The sequence below is a fragment of the Pseudomonas sp. DTU12.1 genome (assembly GCF_009873475.1).
Taxonomy (GTDB): domain Bacteria; phylum Pseudomonadota; class Gammaproteobacteria; order Pseudomonadales; family Pseudomonadaceae; genus Aquipseudomonas; species Aquipseudomonas proteolytica.
This window is the reverse complement of the sequence record NZ_CP045254.1, coordinates 5636820-5654543: the sequence shown is the minus strand read 5'-3', so window position 1 is coordinate 5654543 and position 17724 is coordinate 5636820. Positions and strand designations below refer to the sequence as shown.

The 17724-nt window shown below is 62.0% G+C and carries 15 protein-coding genes; 8 read left to right on the top strand and 7 right to left on the bottom strand.

Going from position 1 to position 17724, the window contains the following annotated elements; all coding sequences use genetic code 11:
- Nucleotides 1-244 precede the first annotated feature (244 nt).
- Together GDV60_RS25150 and GDV60_RS25145 are read left to right on the top strand one after the other, a co-directional pair.
- Entirely contained in the window at nt 245-1621 is a 1377-nt protein-coding gene (locus GDV60_RS25150) for an L-serine ammonia-lyase (RefSeq protein ID WP_029300672.1), read from the top strand.
- A gap of 498 nt (nt 1622-2119) precedes the next feature.
- The gene (locus GDV60_RS25145; RefSeq protein WP_029300670.1) at nt 2120-3223 is read left to right on the top strand and encodes a GlxA family transcriptional regulator; all 1104 of its coding nucleotides are present in this window, start codon (nt 2120-2122) and stop codon (nt 3221-3223) included.
- A gap of 106 nt (nt 3224-3329) precedes the next feature.
- Here the strand turns inward: GDV60_RS25145 and GDV60_RS25140 are convergent, their stop codons facing one another.
- The 5 genes from GDV60_RS25140 to GDV60_RS25120 form a co-directional block, all read right to left on the bottom strand.
- On the bottom strand, nt 3330-3593 hold the full coding sequence (locus GDV60_RS25140) for a hypothetical protein (protein WP_092231017.1): 264 nt from the start codon (nt 3591-3593) through the stop codon (nt 3330-3332).
- A gap of 355 nt (nt 3594-3948) precedes the next feature.
- Nucleotides 3949-4422, bottom strand: a complete 474-nt coding sequence (locus GDV60_RS25135) for a thioesterase family protein (protein WP_070993946.1) — start codon at nt 4420-4422, stop codon at nt 3949-3951.
- A 123-nt stretch (nt 4423-4545) separates the two neighbouring features.
- Nucleotides 4546-5511, bottom strand: a complete 966-nt coding sequence (locus GDV60_RS25130; protein ID WP_092231014.1) for an L-carnitine dehydrogenase — start codon at nt 5509-5511, stop codon at nt 4546-4548.
- Between the two features lie 146 nt (nt 5512-5657).
- Nucleotides 5658-6545 carry a 3-keto-5-aminohexanoate cleavage protein gene (locus GDV60_RS25125; RefSeq protein ID WP_092231012.1) on the bottom strand — a complete coding sequence of 296 codons (888 nt, stop codon included), beginning with the start codon at nt 6543-6545 and terminating at the stop codon, nt 5658-5660.
- Between the two features lie 74 nt (nt 6546-6619).
- On the bottom strand, nt 6620-7558 hold the full coding sequence (locus tag GDV60_RS25120; protein WP_092231009.1) for a choline ABC transporter substrate-binding protein: 939 nt from the start codon (nt 7556-7558) through the stop codon (nt 6620-6622).
- Nucleotides 7559-7751: 193 nt separating this feature from the next.
- Between GDV60_RS25120 and GDV60_RS25115 the strand changes: the two genes are divergently transcribed.
- On the top strand, nt 7752-8687 hold the full coding sequence (locus GDV60_RS25115) for a GlxA family transcriptional regulator (RefSeq protein ID WP_092231006.1): 936 nt from the start codon (nt 7752-7754) through the stop codon (nt 8685-8687).
- A 987-nt stretch (nt 8688-9674) separates the two neighbouring features.
- Here the strand turns inward: GDV60_RS25115 and GDV60_RS25110 are convergent.
- Nucleotides 9675-10082: a DUF3010 family protein gene (locus GDV60_RS25110; RefSeq protein ID WP_029297002.1), complete on the bottom strand. Its 408-nt coding sequence runs from the start codon at nt 10080-10082 to the stop codon at nt 9675-9677.
- A 42-nt stretch (nt 10083-10124) separates the two neighbouring features.
- Nucleotides 10125-10526, bottom strand: coding sequence for a lysozyme inhibitor LprI family protein (locus GDV60_RS25105; RefSeq protein WP_029296999.1), 402 nt, complete (start codon nt 10524-10526; stop codon nt 10125-10127).
- A 220-nt stretch (nt 10527-10746) separates the two neighbouring features.
- Between GDV60_RS25105 and GDV60_RS25100 the strand changes: the two genes are divergently transcribed.
- The 5 genes from GDV60_RS25100 to GDV60_RS25080 all read left to right on the top strand — a co-directional run bounded on the left by GDV60_RS25100 (nt 10747) and on the right by GDV60_RS25080 (nt 17719).
- A complete protein-coding gene (locus tag GDV60_RS25100) occupies nt 10747-11724 on the top strand; it encodes a dipeptidase (RefSeq protein ID WP_029296997.1) in 978 nt (325 codons plus the stop codon).
- Between the two features lie 69 nt (nt 11725-11793).
- Nucleotides 11794-12324, top strand: coding sequence for a DUF5943 domain-containing protein (locus GDV60_RS25095; protein ID WP_003194877.1), 531 nt, complete (start codon nt 11794-11796; stop codon nt 12322-12324).
- Nucleotides 12325-12339: 15 nt separating this feature from the next.
- Entirely contained in the window at nt 12340-14400 is a 2061-nt protein-coding gene (gene dgcA / locus GDV60_RS25090; RefSeq protein WP_029296994.1) for a dimethylglycine demethylation protein DgcA, read from the top strand.
- Between the two features lie 155 nt (nt 14401-14555).
- Nucleotides 14556-16499 (top strand): dimethylglycine demethylation protein DgcB, encoded by a 1944-nt coding sequence (gene dgcB / locus GDV60_RS25085; protein WP_159909032.1) that lies wholly within the window; start codon nt 14556-14558, stop codon nt 16497-16499.
- Nucleotides 16499-17719, top strand: coding sequence for an electron transfer flavoprotein subunit alpha/FixB family protein (locus tag GDV60_RS25080; RefSeq protein ID WP_092230997.1), 1221 nt, complete (start codon nt 16499-16501; stop codon nt 17717-17719). Before dgcB ends, GDV60_RS25080 begins: the two co-directional genes overlap by 1 nt.
- Nucleotides 17720-17724 lie beyond the last annotated feature (5 nt).

The window sequence follows — 17724 nt, the reverse complement described above, 5'->3', positions numbered from 1 at the left end:
TCGGTGACGTCGCTTACAGGTTTTTCCACAGGCAAAACTGCACTTTTTCTCGATCTGCACCGCCAAAAACGGCGATTACGCCCCATTGCGCGGGGACGACGCTGGTGAGCATGGGTATGTCGGTGTGAGACGCCGGACGGCGCAGCGAAAGCTTGATGATGCGGCCATCTGGGCGACTTGAGCGTAGCAGCTCCGCCACCAGGCGTTATTGCGCCTGGACTGTGCTATCGAGGAGTTTCGCGCAATGGCTATCAGCGTTTTCGACCTGTTCAAGATTGGCATCGGGCCGTCCAGTTCCCACACCGTCGGCCCCATGCGTGCCGCGGCGTTGTTTGTGCAAAACCTGCGTGAACGTGCTCTTTTGGAACAGGTGCAGCGCGTCGAAGTTCAGCTGTATGGCTCGCTGTCGGCCACCGGCATCGGCCATGGCAGCGACAACGCGGTGATCATGGGGCTGATGGGCGAGTGGCCGGACGCGATTGATCCGTCGCAGATCGGCCTGCGCATCGAGACCCTGCGCCAGACGCAGACGCTGCTGCTGGACAACCGCGTGCCGGTGCCCTTTGTATGGGCGCGGGACATGCGCCTGATCGACGAAAACCTGCCGTTCCATCCCAATGCCATGACCCTGGTGGTCTACGGCGCCCAGACCGAATTGCATCGCGATACCTACTATTCGGTGGGGGGCGGTTTTGTGGTGGATGAAGCCCAGGCGCGCAGCGGCGTGGCCGATATGGACCGCACCGAGTTGCCCTATGATTTTTCCAGCGCGGTAGAGCTGTTGCAGTTGTGTAACACCCACAACCTGCGCGTTGCGCAATTGATGTTGGCCAACGAAAAGGTCTGGCGCTCGGAGGAAGAAATCCGCAGTGGCCTGATGAAGCTCTGGCGCGCCATGCAGGACTGCGTCGAGCAGGGACTCAAGCACGAAGGCATCCTGCCCGGCGGCCTGAATGTGCGCCGCCGCGCTGCCAAGTTGCACCGCAGCCTGCAGGAATTGGGCAAGCCGAATGTGATCGGCTCGACCTTGAGCGCCATGGAATGGGTCAACCTGTTCGCCCTGGCGGTCAACGAAGAAAATGCCGCCGGTGGGCGCATGGTCACCGCACCGACCAATGGCGCGGCGGGGATCATTCCGGCGGTGCTGCATTACTTCATGAAGTTCAGTGAGCAAGTCACCGAGGCCAACGTGGTGGACTACTTCCTCGGTGCGGCGGCCATCGGCATCCTGTGTAAAAAGAACGCTTCGATCTCCGGTGCCGAAGTGGGTTGCCAGGGTGAAGTCGGCTCGGCCTGCGCCATGGCCGCGGCGGGGCTGGCCGAGATTCTTGGCGCAACCCCGGAGCAGGTGTGCAACGCCGCCGAAATCGGCCTGGAACACAACCTGGGCCTGACCTGCGACCCGGTGGGCGGCCTGGTGCAAGTGCCGTGCATCGAGCGCAACGCGATAGCGGCGGTCAAGGCGATCAACGCGGCGCAGATGGCCTTGCGTGGCGACGGCCAGCACTTTATCTCCCTGGACCGAGTGATCCGCACCATGCGCGATACCGGCGCGGACATGCATGACAAGTACAAGGAAACATCGCGGGGTGGGTTGGCGGTGAGTGCCGTCGAATGCTGAGACCGAGTCGCCTGCATCGCAGGCAAGCCAGCTCCCACAAAAGTAATTTGTGAATACATTCAAATGTGGGAGTGGGCTTGCCCGCGATGGCGGTAGTTCAAACAACACTGCTCATAAAGTGAACACTCCAACCAAAATCGCCACCTTTTAGCGCGTCGCAAATAGATAAGTAGCTTGCGAACGATCTCCCTCCCTACCACCCGTCACCTGTGCGTGTGGTGACACACTTTTCCTACGCCCTGAAAGCGCCTTCCCACAAGTGCTACCGATCTGCTCACAGACCTTGAGCGTAGGCTTTTTCCGAGTCATATCCTCACGCCGGGCGTGGGCTTATATAGACACCTCAACAGGTCGTTTTCAGGAGTTATTGAATACCTATTCAACTTTAGGCATGGCATTTGCTCTATCAATCCAAAGCCTCTCTCCTGATGGATGAAGAGTGCAATAACAAGAGCCTCGCCTGAGGCCATCACCTGCTTTGTGTGAGGAGATACCGCGATGACGTCGTTCAACTCCGGGGCCCAACCCCAGAACCGTGCGCCTCAATCCATCGGCTTTTTGCTGCTGGACAATTTCACGCTGATTTCCCTGGCGTCCGCAGTCGAACCGCTGCGCATGGCCAACCAATTGTCTGGCCGCGAGCTGTATCGCTGGACCACCTTGAGCGTCGACGGCAACCAGGTATGGGCCAGCGATGGCCTGCAAATCACCCCCGATTGCTCCATGCACAAAGCCCCAGCCCTGGACACCGTGATTGTTTGCGGTGGCGTGGGTATCCAGCGCACCGTGACCCGCGAACATGTGTCGTGGCTGCAAAGCCAGGCGCGCCAGTCCCGTCGCCTCGGCGCGGTGTGCACCGGTAGCTGGGCCCTGGCCTGCGCCGGCCTGCTCGACGGGTTTGATTGCAGCGTGCACTGGGAATGCCTGGCATCGATGCAGGAAGCCTTCCCACGGGTGTCGATGAGCACGCGCTTGTTTACCCTCGACCGCAATCGCTTCACCAGTTCGGGCGGCACCGCGCCGCTGGACATGATGCTGCACCTGATCAGCCGCGACCACGGTCGTGAGCTGTCGGCGGCGATTTCCGAGATGTTCGTGTACGAGCGCATCCGCAACGAACAGGATCACCAGCGCGTGCCGCTCAAGCACATGCTCGGCACCAACCAGCCGAAGCTGCAGGAAATTGTCGCGCTGATGGAAGCCAACCTGGAGGAGCCGATCGACCTCGATGAACTGGCCGTGTACGTCGCCGTCTCGCGGCGTCAACTGGAGCGGCTGTTCCAGAAATACCTGCACTGCTCGCCGTCGCGCTACTACCTCAAGCTGCGCCTGATTCGTGCGCGGCAGTTGCTCAAGCAAACGCCGATGTCGATCATCGAAGTGGCCTCGGTGTGCGGGTTTGTGTCCACGCCGCACTTCTCCAAGTGCTACCGCGAATACTTCGGCATTCCGCCACGGGATGAACGCGTAGGTTCCAACACCACCCAGCAAGTGGCGATGATGCCGATCCCGCAGGCGTTGGTGTTGTCACCGTTGGCCGGGCCGATGTCGGCGTTGAGCCAGGCGCGCAATGAGTCGACGTTTGCCAGTGTAAGGCTGTAGACCGAGGCGTCTGTATTCGCGAGCAAGCCCGCTCCCACATTTGACCGAGTTCCACCTTTGAAATGCAGTCAAATGTGGGAGCGGGCTTGCTCGCGAATGCGGTGTATCAGGCCCCGGAGTTCTGCTTGAACTGCACCAGGGCCGGGAACAACTGCTTATCAATCGCCTGGCGCACCGCCGGCAGAATCGTCGCGCTGCCGGTGTACATCTGCTCAACCATGCCCTTGAGCGCCTTGGCCCGCGCTTCACTCAAGCCGCGTACCGCGCATTCACAGGCCTGCTCGGCGGTGGCGCCGTTGGGCACCTCGAAACCCAGGGAGCGCAGTTGGCTCAACAGGTCATCCTGATCAATCAAATCCGCGTGCATCATGATGTTCATCCTGGTTAGGGGAGCCTTTGATTCTGGTGGGCTGCCAGCGGGTCGGCAAGGGCTGAATGACGCAATGGCTGGAACGACTATGAGCAGGTCGTTTTCGGGCCAGTTACCGGGCAGCGTTGCGGGCACACTTAGGTTCAAGCAAGCGGTTTGACGGTTTGGTCACCCTCGGGACGCACGCTCACACAAAGCACTCTGCCTCGATCTTGTCACGGCTTGATCGGGGCTTTTTTATGCCTGCTTTTTTGTAGGCGCGAGCTTGCTCGCGAAAAACTCAAGGACGCCGCGTCTAACCAGGCAGCGCGCGTTATCGTTGACGTTCTTCGCGAGCAAGCTCGCTCCTACACGGTTAGCGTTGGGGCAGGCCGATGACGCGTCCGAGCAGGGCAGGCCGGGGCAGGTCTGCTTGCTCGGCGCTGAGCATCGCCAACCGCTGCGCAACCGCCTCGCTGAACGGTGCCGAGCGTGGCCCGGCCAGGTCGACATGCAGCAGCATCTGTTCATTGCCCGCCAGTTCCCGTGCTTCGCCGACCCGATGCAGGCTGTGATAGAGATGCAGGCGCTTGCTGTCATGGGCGATCAGTTGGGTGTGCACTTCAACATCGGCGCCCAGCTTCACTTCGTGCAGGTAATTGAGGTGCAGTTCCAGGGTGAACAGCGAATGGCCGCTGGCTTCGCGGTTGTCGCTGTCCAGGCCCAGGGTGTCCATCAACGCATCGGTGGCGTAGCTGAAAATCAGCAGGTAGAACGCATCGCGCAGATGGCCGTTGTAATCGACCCAGTCGGGGATGATTTTGGTGGTGTAGGTGGTCAACGTTGGCATGTCATGAATCCCAAGGTGTACGCAGTCAAAATGTGGGAGCGGGCTTGCTCGCGAAAGCGGTGTGTCAGTTGGTGCATTCGGTGCTGATGCATCGCTTTCGCGAGCAAGCCCGCTCCCACAGGGTTATTCAGTGAAGCTCATGCCGTGTTTGGCCTTGGTGGTCTTCACCGCTTCCAGTACCGCCAGCAAACAATCATCACGATAGCGCTCCAGCGCTGAAATGCTATGGCTGCCCAACTGCTCGCGGGTGCCATCGACCACATCATCAATCAGTTTGTCCGTCAGTTCCGGTGCCGGCAGGTACGTCCACGGCAGTTGCAGTGCCGGGCCGAATTGCGCCATGAAATGCCGCATGCCGGCATCGCCGCCGGCCAGGGTGTAGGTCAGGAACGTGCCCATGAACGACCAGCGCAAACCGGCGCCAAAGCGGATCGCATCGTCGATCTCGCCGGTGGTCGCCACACCGTCGTTGACCAGGTGCAGCGCCTCGCGCCACAGCGCTTCGAGCAAGCGGTCGGCGATAAATCCCGGGACTTCCTTGCGCACATGCAAGGGGCGCATGCCGAGGGACTCGTAGACTTTTATGGCCGCCTGGATCGCTTCGGGGGCGGTGTGTTTACCGCCCACCACTTCTACCAGCGGCAGCAGGTACACCGGGTTGAATGGGTGACCGACCACGCAGCGCTGCGGGTGGGTGGCGCTCTCATAGAACTCACTGGGCAGCAGGCCCGAGGTGCTGGAGCCGATCAGCGCATCGGGCTTGGCCGCGGCACTGATCTTACTGTGCAACTCCAGTTTCAGTTCCAGGCGTTCCGGGGCGCTTTCCTGGATGAAGTCGGCGTCTTGCACGCACTCCTCGATGGTCGCCACAAACCGCAGGCGGTCCTGGCTGGCGCCCGGTGCCAGGCCCTGTTTTTCCAGGGCGCCCCAGGCATTGGCGACACGTTTGCGCAGGGCCGCTTCGGCGCCTGGCGCCGGGTCCCAGGCCACCACATCCAGGCCGTGGGCTAGGGCGCGAGATATCCAGCCGCTGCCGATGACACCGCTGCCCAGGGCGGCGAAGGTTTTGATCTCGGTGATAAAGCTCATTTGGGTAATTTCCAGTGCTAAAGAGGTTCATTGTGGGAGCTGGCTTGCCTGCGATAGCGGTGGGTCAGTGCCATATGTATCAACTGATGCACCGCTATCGCAGGCAAGCCAGCTCCTACATTTTTGAGCGGGTTGCGGCAGGGGGATCAGCTGCGTTTGGTCAGGCCCATTTTTATGCGGCCTTCAGCCGGGGTCAGCACTCGTGCGCCCAGGCGGCTGAGGATTTCCCCAGCGCGCTCCACCAGTTGCCCATTGGTCGCCAGTACGCCCTTGTCCAACCACAGGTTGTCTTCCAGCCCGACCCGCACATTGCCGCCCAGCAGCACGGCTTGCGCCGCCATCGGCATCTGCATGCGCCCAATCCCGAAGCCGGCCCACACCGCATCAGCCGGCAGGTTGTCGACCATGGCTTTCATGGTGGTGGTGTCGGCCGGGGCGCCCCAGGGGATGCCCAGGCACAGCTGGAACAACGGGTTATCGAGCAGGCCTTCCTTGATCATCTGCTTGGCGAACCACAGGTGGCCGGTATCGAAAATCTCCAGCTCGGCCTTCACCCCCAGTTCCTGGATGCGCTTGGCGCCCGCCCGCAGTTGGGCCGGGGTGGAGACGTAAATGGTGTCGCCATCGCCGAAGTTCAGGGTGCCGCAGTCCAGGGTGCAGATTTCCGGCAGCAGTTCTTCGACGTGGGCCAGGCGGGTCAACGGGCCGACCAGGTCGGTGTTGGGGCCGAACTCCATGGGGTTCTCGCCGCCACCGATTTCCAGGTCGCCGCCCATGCCGGCGGTGAGGTTGACGATGATGTCGATATCCGCCTCGCGGATGCGCTCCATCACTTCGCGGTACAGCGCCACGTCGCGGCTGAACTTGCCGGTCTGCGGGTCGCGCACATGGCAGTGCACCACGGTGGCGCCGGCTTTGGCAGCCTCCACCGCCGCAGCGGCGATTTGCTTGGGCGTGACCGGCACGTGTGGGCTTCTGGCGGTCGTGTCGCCAGCACCGGTGAGTGCGCAGGTGATGATGACGTCGTGGTTCATGGGGCGGGTTCCTTGCAGGCGTGAGGGTGCTGTTCGCGGCCGTTGATGGCCGCGAAACGGGGATTCAGGAGAAGTTACTTGCTGGTCAATTGCAGGTTGGCGGCCGCCGGCTTGCCATCGAAGGTCGTCACGCCTTCCAGCCAGCGCTGCTGGTCCTGGGGGTGATCCTTGAGCCACTGTTTGGCGGATTCCAAGGCATCCTTGTGCTCCAGCAGCGGCTGCATCATCCGGCTCTCGTCGGCGGCGGTGAAGGTCAGGTTGGTCAGCAACTTATGCACATTCGGGCACTGCTCGGCGTAGGTCGGCGTGGTGACGGTCCAGACCGTGGCCATGCCTTCGTTGGGGCCCAGGGCGTCCTCGCTGCCCGACAGATAGGTCATCTGCACATTGACGTTCATCGGGTGCGGCGCCCAGCCGAAGAACACCACCGCCTCCTTGCGGCGCACGGCGCGGTCCACGGCGGCGAGCATGCCGGCCTCGCTGGACTCCACCAGTTGGAACTTGCCCAGGCCGAACTGGTTCTTGGCGATCATCGCCTTGATCTGGGTGTTGGCCCCCGAGCCCGGCTCGATGCCGTAGATCTTGCCGCCCAGTTCTTTGTGGAACTTGGCGATGTCGGCGAAGGTTTTCAGGCCCTTGTCGGCCATGTAGCTCGGCACTGCGAGGGTGGCGCGGGCGTCCTTGAGGCTGGGCGTGTCGAGGACTTTCACTTGGCCGGCGTCGACGAACGGGGTGATGGTCTGGGTCATCAACGGGTTCCAGTAGCCGAGGAACAGGTCCAGGCGCTGGTCGCGAATGCCGGAGAAGATGATTTGCTGGGAAGCACTGGTTTGCTTGGTGGTGTAGCCGAGGCCGTCGAGCAGCACCTGGGTCATGGCGCTGGTGGCGATCACATCGGTCCAGTTCACTACACCCATGCGCACGTTTTTACAGGAGGCGGCATCGGCGGCCCACAGGCTGGTGCTCAGGACGGCGCTGAGCGCGAGCACGCAGCGGCTGATCAGTCGGTTCATGATGGATCCCTCGGCAGGTCGTTATTGTGGGTTCCGGCGTCTTTGTGCACCGTGTCGCCAAGTTACCCACCTTGATGCCCGGTAAAACGCACGGCGGCGACCCGATCTTGCACTGTGGCGACCTGTGCCCTTGAATGGGCGTTGGAACTGACGTATCACAGTGACCACGCTACCCGTCCCACGAGTGCGCACCATGTCCCAGGATTTCTACTTTCTGCTGATGCCGGGGTTTTCCGCCATCGGCTTTATCTCTGCCATTGAACCGCTGCGCGTGGCCAACCGTTTTCGCGGCGAGCTGTATCGCTGGCACGTATTGAGTGCGGATGGCGGCGCGGTGCTGGCGAGCAATGGCATGTCCGTCAACGCGGACGAGGGGCTGGCGCCACTGAAAAAGGGCGCGACTTTGCTGGTGGTCGCCGGCTTCGAACCGCTGGAGTTCGTCACGCCAGCCCTGGAGCACTGGCTGCGCCGCCTCGATCATGACGGTGTGCCCTTGGGCGCCATCGACACCGGCAGCTTCGTCCTGGCCCAGGCCGGCCTGCTCGATGGCTACCGTCTGACCCTGCACTGGGAAGCCATCGATGCCTTCAAGGAATCCTATCCCGCGCTGGCCGTGACCCAGGAACTGTTCGAAATCGACCGTCGGCGCATCACCTGCGCCGGTGGCACCGCCTCCATCGACTTGATGCTTGACCTGATCAGCCAGGCCCACGGCCCGGAACTGGCGATCCAGGTCTCCGAACAGTTTGTGCTGGGCCGCATCCGCCCGCGCAAAGACCACCAGCGCATGCAGATCGCCACTCGCTACGGGATCAACAACCAGAAGCTGGTGCAGGTGATCGGCGAGATGGAACAGCACACCGAACCGCCCCTGAGCACCCTGGCGCTGGCGCAGATGATCAAGGTCACACGGCGCCAACTGGAGCGCCTGTTTCGCCTGCACTTGAACGAAACACCGAGCACCTTCTACCTCGGCCTGCGCCTGGAAAAAGCCCGAAAACTGCTGCGCCAGAGCGGCATGAGCGTGCTGGAAGTGAGCATTGCCTGCGGGTTTGAGTCACCGTCGTACTTCACCCGAAGCTACCGGGCGCGGTTTGCCAAGTGCCCGCGGGAGGATCGGCGGCGGTAGGGCATACGCCGACACAAAATGTGGGAGCTGGCTTGCCTGCGATCGCTGTGGGTCAGCAACTTATCTGCCAACTGATACACCGCTATCGCAGCATGAGTATCTACACGACTCTCTGATACTTCTGGGCTCTGGGCTCTGGGTTTTGGGCTGATGTAGGGGGCATATCCATTGCTGCGGTAACGGCGGCCATGGGTTCCGCCCTTACGGCGGCTCACTTTTGAACAGCGCAAAAGTAAGCAAAACGCTCTTGCCCCACCACTCGGTGCCTCGCCTAGGCTCGGCATGCCCGCAGTCAGGCATTGCTCCGTGGGCCCGCCGCGATCGGCCATCCATGGCCGTGTCGCGGCTACCCCGGCATCCTGCCGGGGTGCCCACTGCGCAATACCTGCCTGCGGCCATCGTGGTTTAACGGGGCGCCTAAGATCAAAAGCCAGATCAACAGCAACGCCAGAGCGCGAAGCTGCATTCCCCTGTGGGAGCGGCGGTGCGACGATTCGACTTGCTCGCGAATGCGGTGGGTCAGTGATGGATATATTGACTGATACACCGCATTCGCGAGCAAGCCCGCTCCCACAGGGGTACGCGCACGATTCGACGATCAGGTCGGCTGTCAGGCCGCCTCGCTTTGCTTGTGATTTTGATCTTAGCGCCCCGTTGAACCACGCTGGCCGTCATCCGATATTGATTTGGGGGGTAAACCGGCAGGACGCCGGTTTAGCCGCGCTGGGCCATGGATGGCCCATCGCGGCGGCCCCCCAAATCAATGTCGGATTACGGGCACACCGAGCCTAGGCGAGGTGCCGAGTGGTGGGGCAAGAGCGTTTTGCTTACTTTTGCGCTGTTCAAAAGTGAGCCGCCGTAAGGGCGGAACCCATACCCGCCGCGACCGCGGCAACGGATATGTACACATACCCAGAAGAGCGAGTTGTGTAGATACTCATGGCTTTCGCAGGCAAGCCAGCTCCCACATTGGACGTATGGGGTGGCTTATTTTTTTACCAACGCCGAGCACGCGGTTTTAAAGGCTTCATGCTGATATTTGTTCAGCGTCGCCGGCAGCTCGAAGCTGTGCTTCTTGTACTGCGCATTGATGGTCTGCGGCGACAGCAGGGTCACTTCAACGCCGTCCAGCAGTTGCAACACGCCTTCGATCTTGAACGTGGTCGGGCCGCCGGCGAATTCGCCTTTCTTGCTGCGCTTCTTGATCGCGATGCGGGTGATGCCGTTATCGCGCACAAACGCGGCCACTTGGCTGGCGAAGGCTTTGACGTTGGCGGCCTCGTCATCGTCCTCAAGGGCGATTTTCTTGGTGGCCATGGTGACGTGGGTCAGGTCCGGGGCGGCAACGGCGATGATGGCTTCGCTGCCTTTGATTTCGATGCCGCACAGAGTCATGGGTAGCCTTGGTTCAGAGGAAAGGATGCGCGCGATTGTCGCTTATTCCTGGCCAATCGACTCCAAAAACTCCGACCGCTCATCACTCATCCGCGCCAGGCAGTCATTCTGCGCAATGGCGTAGGCCTTGGTGCCGGTCACTGCCGGGAAGGTGTCCACCGCGCAATCGGCATCCCGCAGTTTTTCCCACTTCTGCTGGGCATCCTTCAGACGAGCGGTAATGTCCGCCAGTTTGGTCTTGTCGCTGCCGTAGGTAGAACCCATGCGTTCCAGCAGGCCTTGATAGTTGTCTTTCAACAACTGCTCGGCGGTGGTTTTGTTGTAGGAGGCGCATTCCAGGGTCTGTTTGTCGTTTTCGATGCCATCACACGGGGTGCTGTCGGTGTCTTCGGCCGCGTGGACGCCAGTGGCGAGGAGTGCCAAAGCCAGGAAAATCGGTTTCATTGCGCCTTCTCATATCGGTGGATGGGTCGAATTCTGGCTCAAGCGTAGGCCAAAGAACAGATGCACGACAGACACGTCCGTGCACCCTTTGTCGTGGATTGACGCTTTCGGCAATTCCCCTGTCGTTTTTGCACCCGGCTCGCTCAGTCCCTGGGCATATGCTGGCCCCAAAGCGCCGGCAGACGATTCGGCGCATGAATCGCCAATAAGGGGACGCCTGATGAGCCCAGCCGAACTGCACGCCGACAGCATCGTTATCGACGGGCTGATCATTGCCAAGTGGAACCGCGACCTGTTCGAGGACATGCGCAAGGGTGGCCTGACGGCCGCCAACTGCACGGTGTCGGTGTGGGAAGGCTTCCAGGCCACGATCAATAACATCGTGGCCAGCCAGACCCTGATCCGCGAGAACAGCGACCTGGTGATCCCGGTGAAAACCACCGCCGATATCCGCCGCGCCAAGGAGCAGGGCAAGACCGGCATCATCTTCGGCTTCCAGAATGCCCACGCGTTTGAAGACCAACTCGGCTACGTCGAGATCTTCAAGCAGCTCGGCGTCGGCGTGGTGCAGATGTGCTACAACACCCAGAACCTGGTGGGCACCGGCTGCTATGAGCGCGACGGCGGCCTGTCGGGCTTCGGGCGCGAAATCGTCGCTGAGATGAACCGCGTCGGTGTCATGTGCGACCTGTCCCATGTCGGCTCCAAGACCAGTGAAGAAGTCATCCTCGAATCGAAAAAACCAGTGTGCTACTCCCACTGCCTGCCGTCCGGCCTGAAAGAGCACCCGCGCAACAAGTCCGATGAAGAACTCAAGTTCATTGCCGACCACGGTGGTTTTGTCGGTGTGACCATGTTTGCGCCATTCCTGGCCAAGGGCATCGATTCGACCATCGACGACTACGCCGAAGCCATCGAATACACCATGAACATTGTCGGCGAAGACGCCATCGGCATCGGTACCGACTTCACCCAGGGCCATGGCCAGGATTTCTTCGAAATGCTGACCCATGACAAGGGCTACGCCCGCCGCCTGACCAGCTTCGGCAAGATCATCAACCCGCTGGGCATCCGCACCGTGGGCGAGTTCCCCAACCTGACCGAGACCCTGCTCAAGCGCGGCCACAGCGAGCGCGTAGTACGCAAGATCATGGGCGAGAACTGGGTCAACGTGTTGAAAGACGTCTGGGGCGAATAAGCCACCGTTTTTTCTCCCCCGGCCATTCGTGCCGGGGCATTACCAAGAATTTTCTGGAGTTAAGTTTCCATGGCCAAGATCGCCCCGCAATTGCCAATCGAAGTCGACAGCGAAACCGGTGTCTGGACCTCCGACGCCTTGCCGATGCTGTACGTACCGCGTCATTTCTTCGTCAACAATCACATGGGCATCGAAGAGGTGCTGGGCGCTGATGCCTACGCCGAAATCCTCTACAAGGCCGGCTACAAATCCGCCTGGCACTGGTGTGAAAAAGAAGCCGAATGCCACGGCCTGGAAGGCGTCGCAGTGTTCGAGCACTACATGAAGCGCCTGTCGCAGCGCGGTTGGGGCCTGTTCAAGATCCAGGACATCGACCTGGATAAAGGCACCGCCAGCGTCAAGCTCGAACACTCGGCATTCGTCTACGTGTACGGCAAGGTCGGGCGCAAGGTCGACTACATGTTCACCGGCTGGTTTGCCGGCGCCATGGACCAGATTCTGCAGGCGCGCGGCAGCAACATCCGCACCGTCGCCGAACAAGTCTACGGAGGCTCCGAAGAGGGCCATGACGACGGTCTGTTCACCGTCAAGCCGTTGTAAGCCGAGGACCGTGCCATGGCTTTCGAAGCAATGTTTGCGCCGATCCAGATCGGCAAACTGACCATCCGCAACCGCGTGCTCAGTACCGCCCACGCCGAGGTGTATGCCACCGACGGCGGGATGACCACCGACCGCTATGTGAAGTATTACGAAGAGAAAGCCAAGGGCGGCATTGGCCTGGCGATCTGTGGCGGCTCCTCGGTGGTGGCGATCGACAGCCCGCAGGAGTGGTGGAGTTCGGTGAACCTGTCCACCGACCGCATCATCCCGCACTTCCAGAACCTGGCTGACGCGATGCACAAGCATGGCGCCAAGATCATGATCCAGATTACCCACATGGGCCGTCGCTCGCGTTGGGATGGCTTCAACTGGCCGACCCTGATGTCGCCGTCGGGGGTGCGCGAGCCGGTACACCGTGCGACGTGCAAGACCATCGAGCCGGAAGAAATCTGGCGGGTGATCGGCAACTACGCCAGCGCTGCAGGCCGGGCCAAGGCCGGTGGCCTGGATGGCGTGGAGCTGTCGGCGGTGCACCAGCACATGATCGACCAGTTCTGGAGCCCACGGGTCAACAAACGGACCGATGAATGGGGCGGCAGCTTCGAAAACCGTATGCGTTTCGGCCTCGAAGTGCTCAAGGCCGTGCGTGCGGAAGTCGGCCCGGATTTTTGCGTGGGCATCCGTTTGTGCGGGGATGAATTCCATCCGGACGGCCTGTCCCACGAGGACATGAAGCAGATCGCCAAGTACTACGACGACACCGGCATGCTCGACTTTATCGGGGTGGTCGGCTCGGGGTGCGACACCCACAACACCCTGGCCAACGTGATCCCGAACATGAGTTACCCGCCGGAGCCGTTCCTGCACCTGGCGGCCGGGATCAAGGAAGTGGTCAAGTCCCCGGTGCTGCACGCGCAGAACATCAAGGACCCGAACCAGGCCACGCGCATCCTCGAAGGCGGCTACGTGGACATGGTCGGCATGACCCGTGCGCACATGGCCGACCCGCACCTGATCGCCAAGATCAAGATGGGCCAGATCGACCAGATCAAACAGTGCGTCGGCGCCAACTATTGCATCGACCGCCAGTACCAGGGCCTGGATGTACTGTGCATCCAGAACGCCGCGACCTCCCGGGAATACATGGGTGTACCGCACATCATCGAGAAATCCACCGGGCCCAAACGCAAAGTGGTCGTGGTCGGTGCCGGCCCGGCCGGGATGGAGGCCGCTCGGGTTGCTGCCGAGCGTGGCCACGATGTGACCCTGTTCGAGAAAAAAGACTTTATCGGTGGGCAGATCACCACCGCCTCCAAGGCACCGCAGCGCGACCAGATCGCCGGTATCACCCGCTGGTTCCAGCTGGAACTGGCACGGCTCAACGTCGACCTGCGCCTGGGCGTGGCGGCGGATGCCGCAACCATCCTCGACCTGCGTCCGGATGTGGTGGTGCTGGCGGTGGGCGGGCATCCGTTCATCGAGCAGAACGAACACTGGGGCGCGGCAGAAGGCCTGGTGGTCAGCAGTTGGGATGTGCTCGACGGCAAGGTGGCGCCGGGCAAGAACGTGCTGGTGTACGACACCATCTGCGAATTCACCGGCATGTCAGTGGCCGACTTTCTGGCCGACAAGGGTTGCCAGGTCGAGATCGTCACCGACGACATCAAGCCCGGCGTGGCCATCGGCGGTACGTCATTCCCGACTTACTACCGCAGCATGTACCCCAAGGAAGTGATCATGACCGGCGACATGATGCTGGAGAAGGTCTACCGCGAGGGCGACAAGCTGATAGCCGTGCTGGAGAACGAATACACCGGCGCCAAGGAAGAGCGGGTGGTGGACCAGGTGGTGGTGGAGAACGGCGTGCGCCCGGATGAAGAAATCTACTACGCCCTCAAGCAAGGGGCGCGCAACAAGGGGCAGATGGACGTCGAAGCGTTGTTCGCGATCAAGCCGCAACCGTGCCTTAGCGAACCGGGGGAAGGGTACTTGCTGTTCCGCATCGGTGACTGTGTGGCCCAGCGCAATACCCACGCCGCGATCTATGACGCCCTGCGCTTGTGCAAGGATTTCTGACCCAACACCGAACCAATGTGGACTCGGTCAAAAATGTGGGAGCGGGCTTGCTCGCGAAAGCGGTGTGTCAGTCGATACATCCGGTGGCGGATGCACCGCCTTCGCGAGCAAGCCCGCTCCCACATTAGAGCTGTGTGGTCTGTGGGAGCTTCACCATGTTGAACACCCTTCTTCCGATTCTCCTGTTTGCAGCCCTGGGCCTCGCTGTCCTCGGCGCTTTGCGCCGGGTGACCATGTGGCGCCGTGGCCGTGCCGCCAAGGTCGACCTGCTGGGCGGCCTGATGGCCATGCCCAAGCGCTACATGGTCGACCTGCACCACGTGGTTGCCCGCGACAAATACATCGCCAATACCCACGTGGCCACGGCCCTGGGCTTTGTGTTGTCGGCGTTGCTGGCAATTTTTGTGCACGGTTTCGGCCTGCACAATCGCATCCTCGGCTACGCCTTGCTGCTGGCCTCGGTGCTGATGTTTGTCGGCGCCACCTTCGTCTACCTGCGCCGGCGCAACCCACCCGCGCGCCTGTCCAAAGGCCCGTGGATGCGCCTGCCGAAAAGCCTGATGGCGTTCTCGGTAAGTTTCTTCCTGGTGACCTTGCCGGTGGCCGGGATCCTGCCCGCCGACTTCGGTGGCTGGCTGCTGGCCGCGCTGCTCGGTGTGGGTGTGCTGTGGGGCGTGTCGGAGATGTTCTTCGGCATGACCTGGGGCGGGCCGATGAAGCATGCGTTTGCCGGTGCCCTGCACCTGGCCTGGCACCGCCGCGCCGAACGTTTTGGGGGTGGCCGTTCCACCGGCTTGAAGCCGTTGGACCTGAGTGACAAAAGCGCGCCCCTGGGCGTGGAAAAACCCAAGGACTTCACCTGGAACCAACTGCTCGGTTTCGACGCCTGCGTGCAGTGCGGCAAGTGCGAAGCCGCGTGCCCTGCATTCGCCGCCGGCCAGCCGCTGAACCCGAAAAAACTGATCCAGGACATGGTGGTCGGCCTGGCCGGTGGCACCGATGCCAAGTTCGCCGGCAGCCCGTATCCGGGCAAGGCCATTGGCGAGCACAGCGGCAACCCGCACCAACCGATCGTCAACGGCCTGGTGGACGCCGAGACCTTGTGGTCGTGCACCACCTGCCGCGCCTGCGTCGAAGAATGCCCGATGATGATCGAGCACGTGGATGCCATCGTCGATATGCGCCGTCACCTGACCCTGGAAAAAGGCGCGACCCCGAACAAGGGCGCCGAAGTCCTGGAAAACCTGATCGCCACCGACAACCCTGGCGGTTTTGCCCCGGGCGGGCGGATGAACTGGGCGGCGGACTTGAACCTGCCGCTGCTCGGCGACAAGAAGACAACTGACGTACTGTTCTGGGTTGGCGATGGTGCCTTCGACATGCGTAACCAGCGGACCTTGCGCGCCTTCGTCAAAGTGCTGAAGGCAGCCAGGGTCGATTTCGCCGTGCTGGGCCTGGAGGAGCGCGACAGTGGCGACGTGGCCCGGCGCCTGGGGGATGAGGCGACGTTCCAGCTGCTGGCCGCACGCAATATCCAGACCCTGGCCAAGTACAGTTTCCAGCGCATCGTGACCTGTGACCCTCACAGTTTCCACGTGCTGAAAAACGAATATGGCGCCTTCGACGGCCATTACCTGGTGCAGCACCACAGCACCTACATGGCCGAGCTGATCGACGCCGGCGCGCTGAACCTGGGCCAGCACAAAGGCAACAGCGTGACCTATCACGACCCGTGCTACCTGGGCCGTTACAACGGCGAGTATGAGGCACCGCGCCACGTGCTGCGGGCGCTGGGGATCGAGGTCAAGGAGATGCAGCGTTCGGGCTTCCGTTCCCGTTGCTGTGGCGGCGGGGGCGGCGCGCCGATCACCGATATTCCCGGCAAGCAGCGCATCCCCGACATGCGCATGGAAGACATCCGCGAGACCGGCGCCGAACTGGTGGCCGTCGGTTGTCCACAGTGCACGGCGATGCTCGAAGGGGTGGTCGAGCCACGCCCCCTGATCAAAGACATTGCCGAACTGGTGGCGGATGCCCTGCTCGAAGAGCCTGCACCGGCCAAGACCCCGAATTTGCGTGAACCTGCGGAGGTGCATTGATGAGCGACATTATCCGCCGCGACCCACGGGCCGAATGGATCGCCCGCAACCGCCTGCACCCGCTGCATGCGGCAATGCAACCGGAGCAGCACAGTTGGATGGGGCCTAACGGCATCATCCGCAAGAATGTGCACGGCATGGGTTTTATCGGCCCCAACGGCATCAAGCGTATCGACCGCAGCGGCGCCCAGCAGGGTGGCGCCACCAAGCGCACGGCAGCGGTGCAAGTGCAGTTGCCGTTGCATCAGGTGCCAGCCCCGGCGTTCTACATCAACGTGGTGCCGGATATGGTCGGCGGCCGCCTGAGCAGCCACGACCGCGACTTGCTGGGCCTGGCGCGGCAACTCGCCGGCAGCGACGGCGCGGTGCTGGCGGTGGTGTTTGGCGAGCACAAGGAAAGCGCGTTCGACACGGCCGGCGTGGACCGCCTGCTGGTGTTGGATGGCCGCGAATTCGACGGTTATTCACCGGAGCAACGGGTCCATGGCCTGCGGGCTGTGGATAACCAGTTCAGCCCGCGTCACTGGCTGCTGCCCGACAGCCGCAGTGGCGGTGGCGAACTGGGGCGGCGCTTTGCCGCGAGCCTCAAGGAACGCCCGGCCACCCGGGTCTGGCAGATCAAGGGCAGCGAGTGTATCGGCCGTGCCGGTGCGGGCCGGGAGGACCTGGCGCGAGCGCTGCCAAGGCTGATCCTGGCCGCGGTGGAATGTGCCGATCCCGTCAGCGATACGCGCCATGAAGTGTTGCCGCTGGAGTTATCCACAGCGCTGGCGCGCAGCTTGCCGCGTATCGAGGACCTGGGCGCGGTGGCGGTGGACCCGGGCGCGATTCCCATGGCCGAGGCCGAGTTTATTTTCTCGGGCGGCAATGGGGTCAAGGACTGGGAGCTGTTCCACCAGACCGCTGCCGCGCTGGGGGCTACCGAAGGTGCGTCGCGGGTGGCTGTGGACGATGGCTTCATGGCACGGGACCGGCAGGTTGGCGCCAGTGGTATCTGGGTCACCGCACGGGTGTATGTGGCCGTGGGGATCTCCGGGGCGATCCAGCACCTGCAAGGCATTGGTGCCTGCGACAAAGTCGTGGCGATCAACCTCGATCCGGGTTGCGACATGATCAAGCGCGCCGACCTGTCGGTGATCGGTGACAGCGGCGAAATTCTCCGGGCCTTGATCGCAGCGGTCCAGGCCCACCGCAACGGCGCCAAGCGCGATGCGGCTTAAGCAAA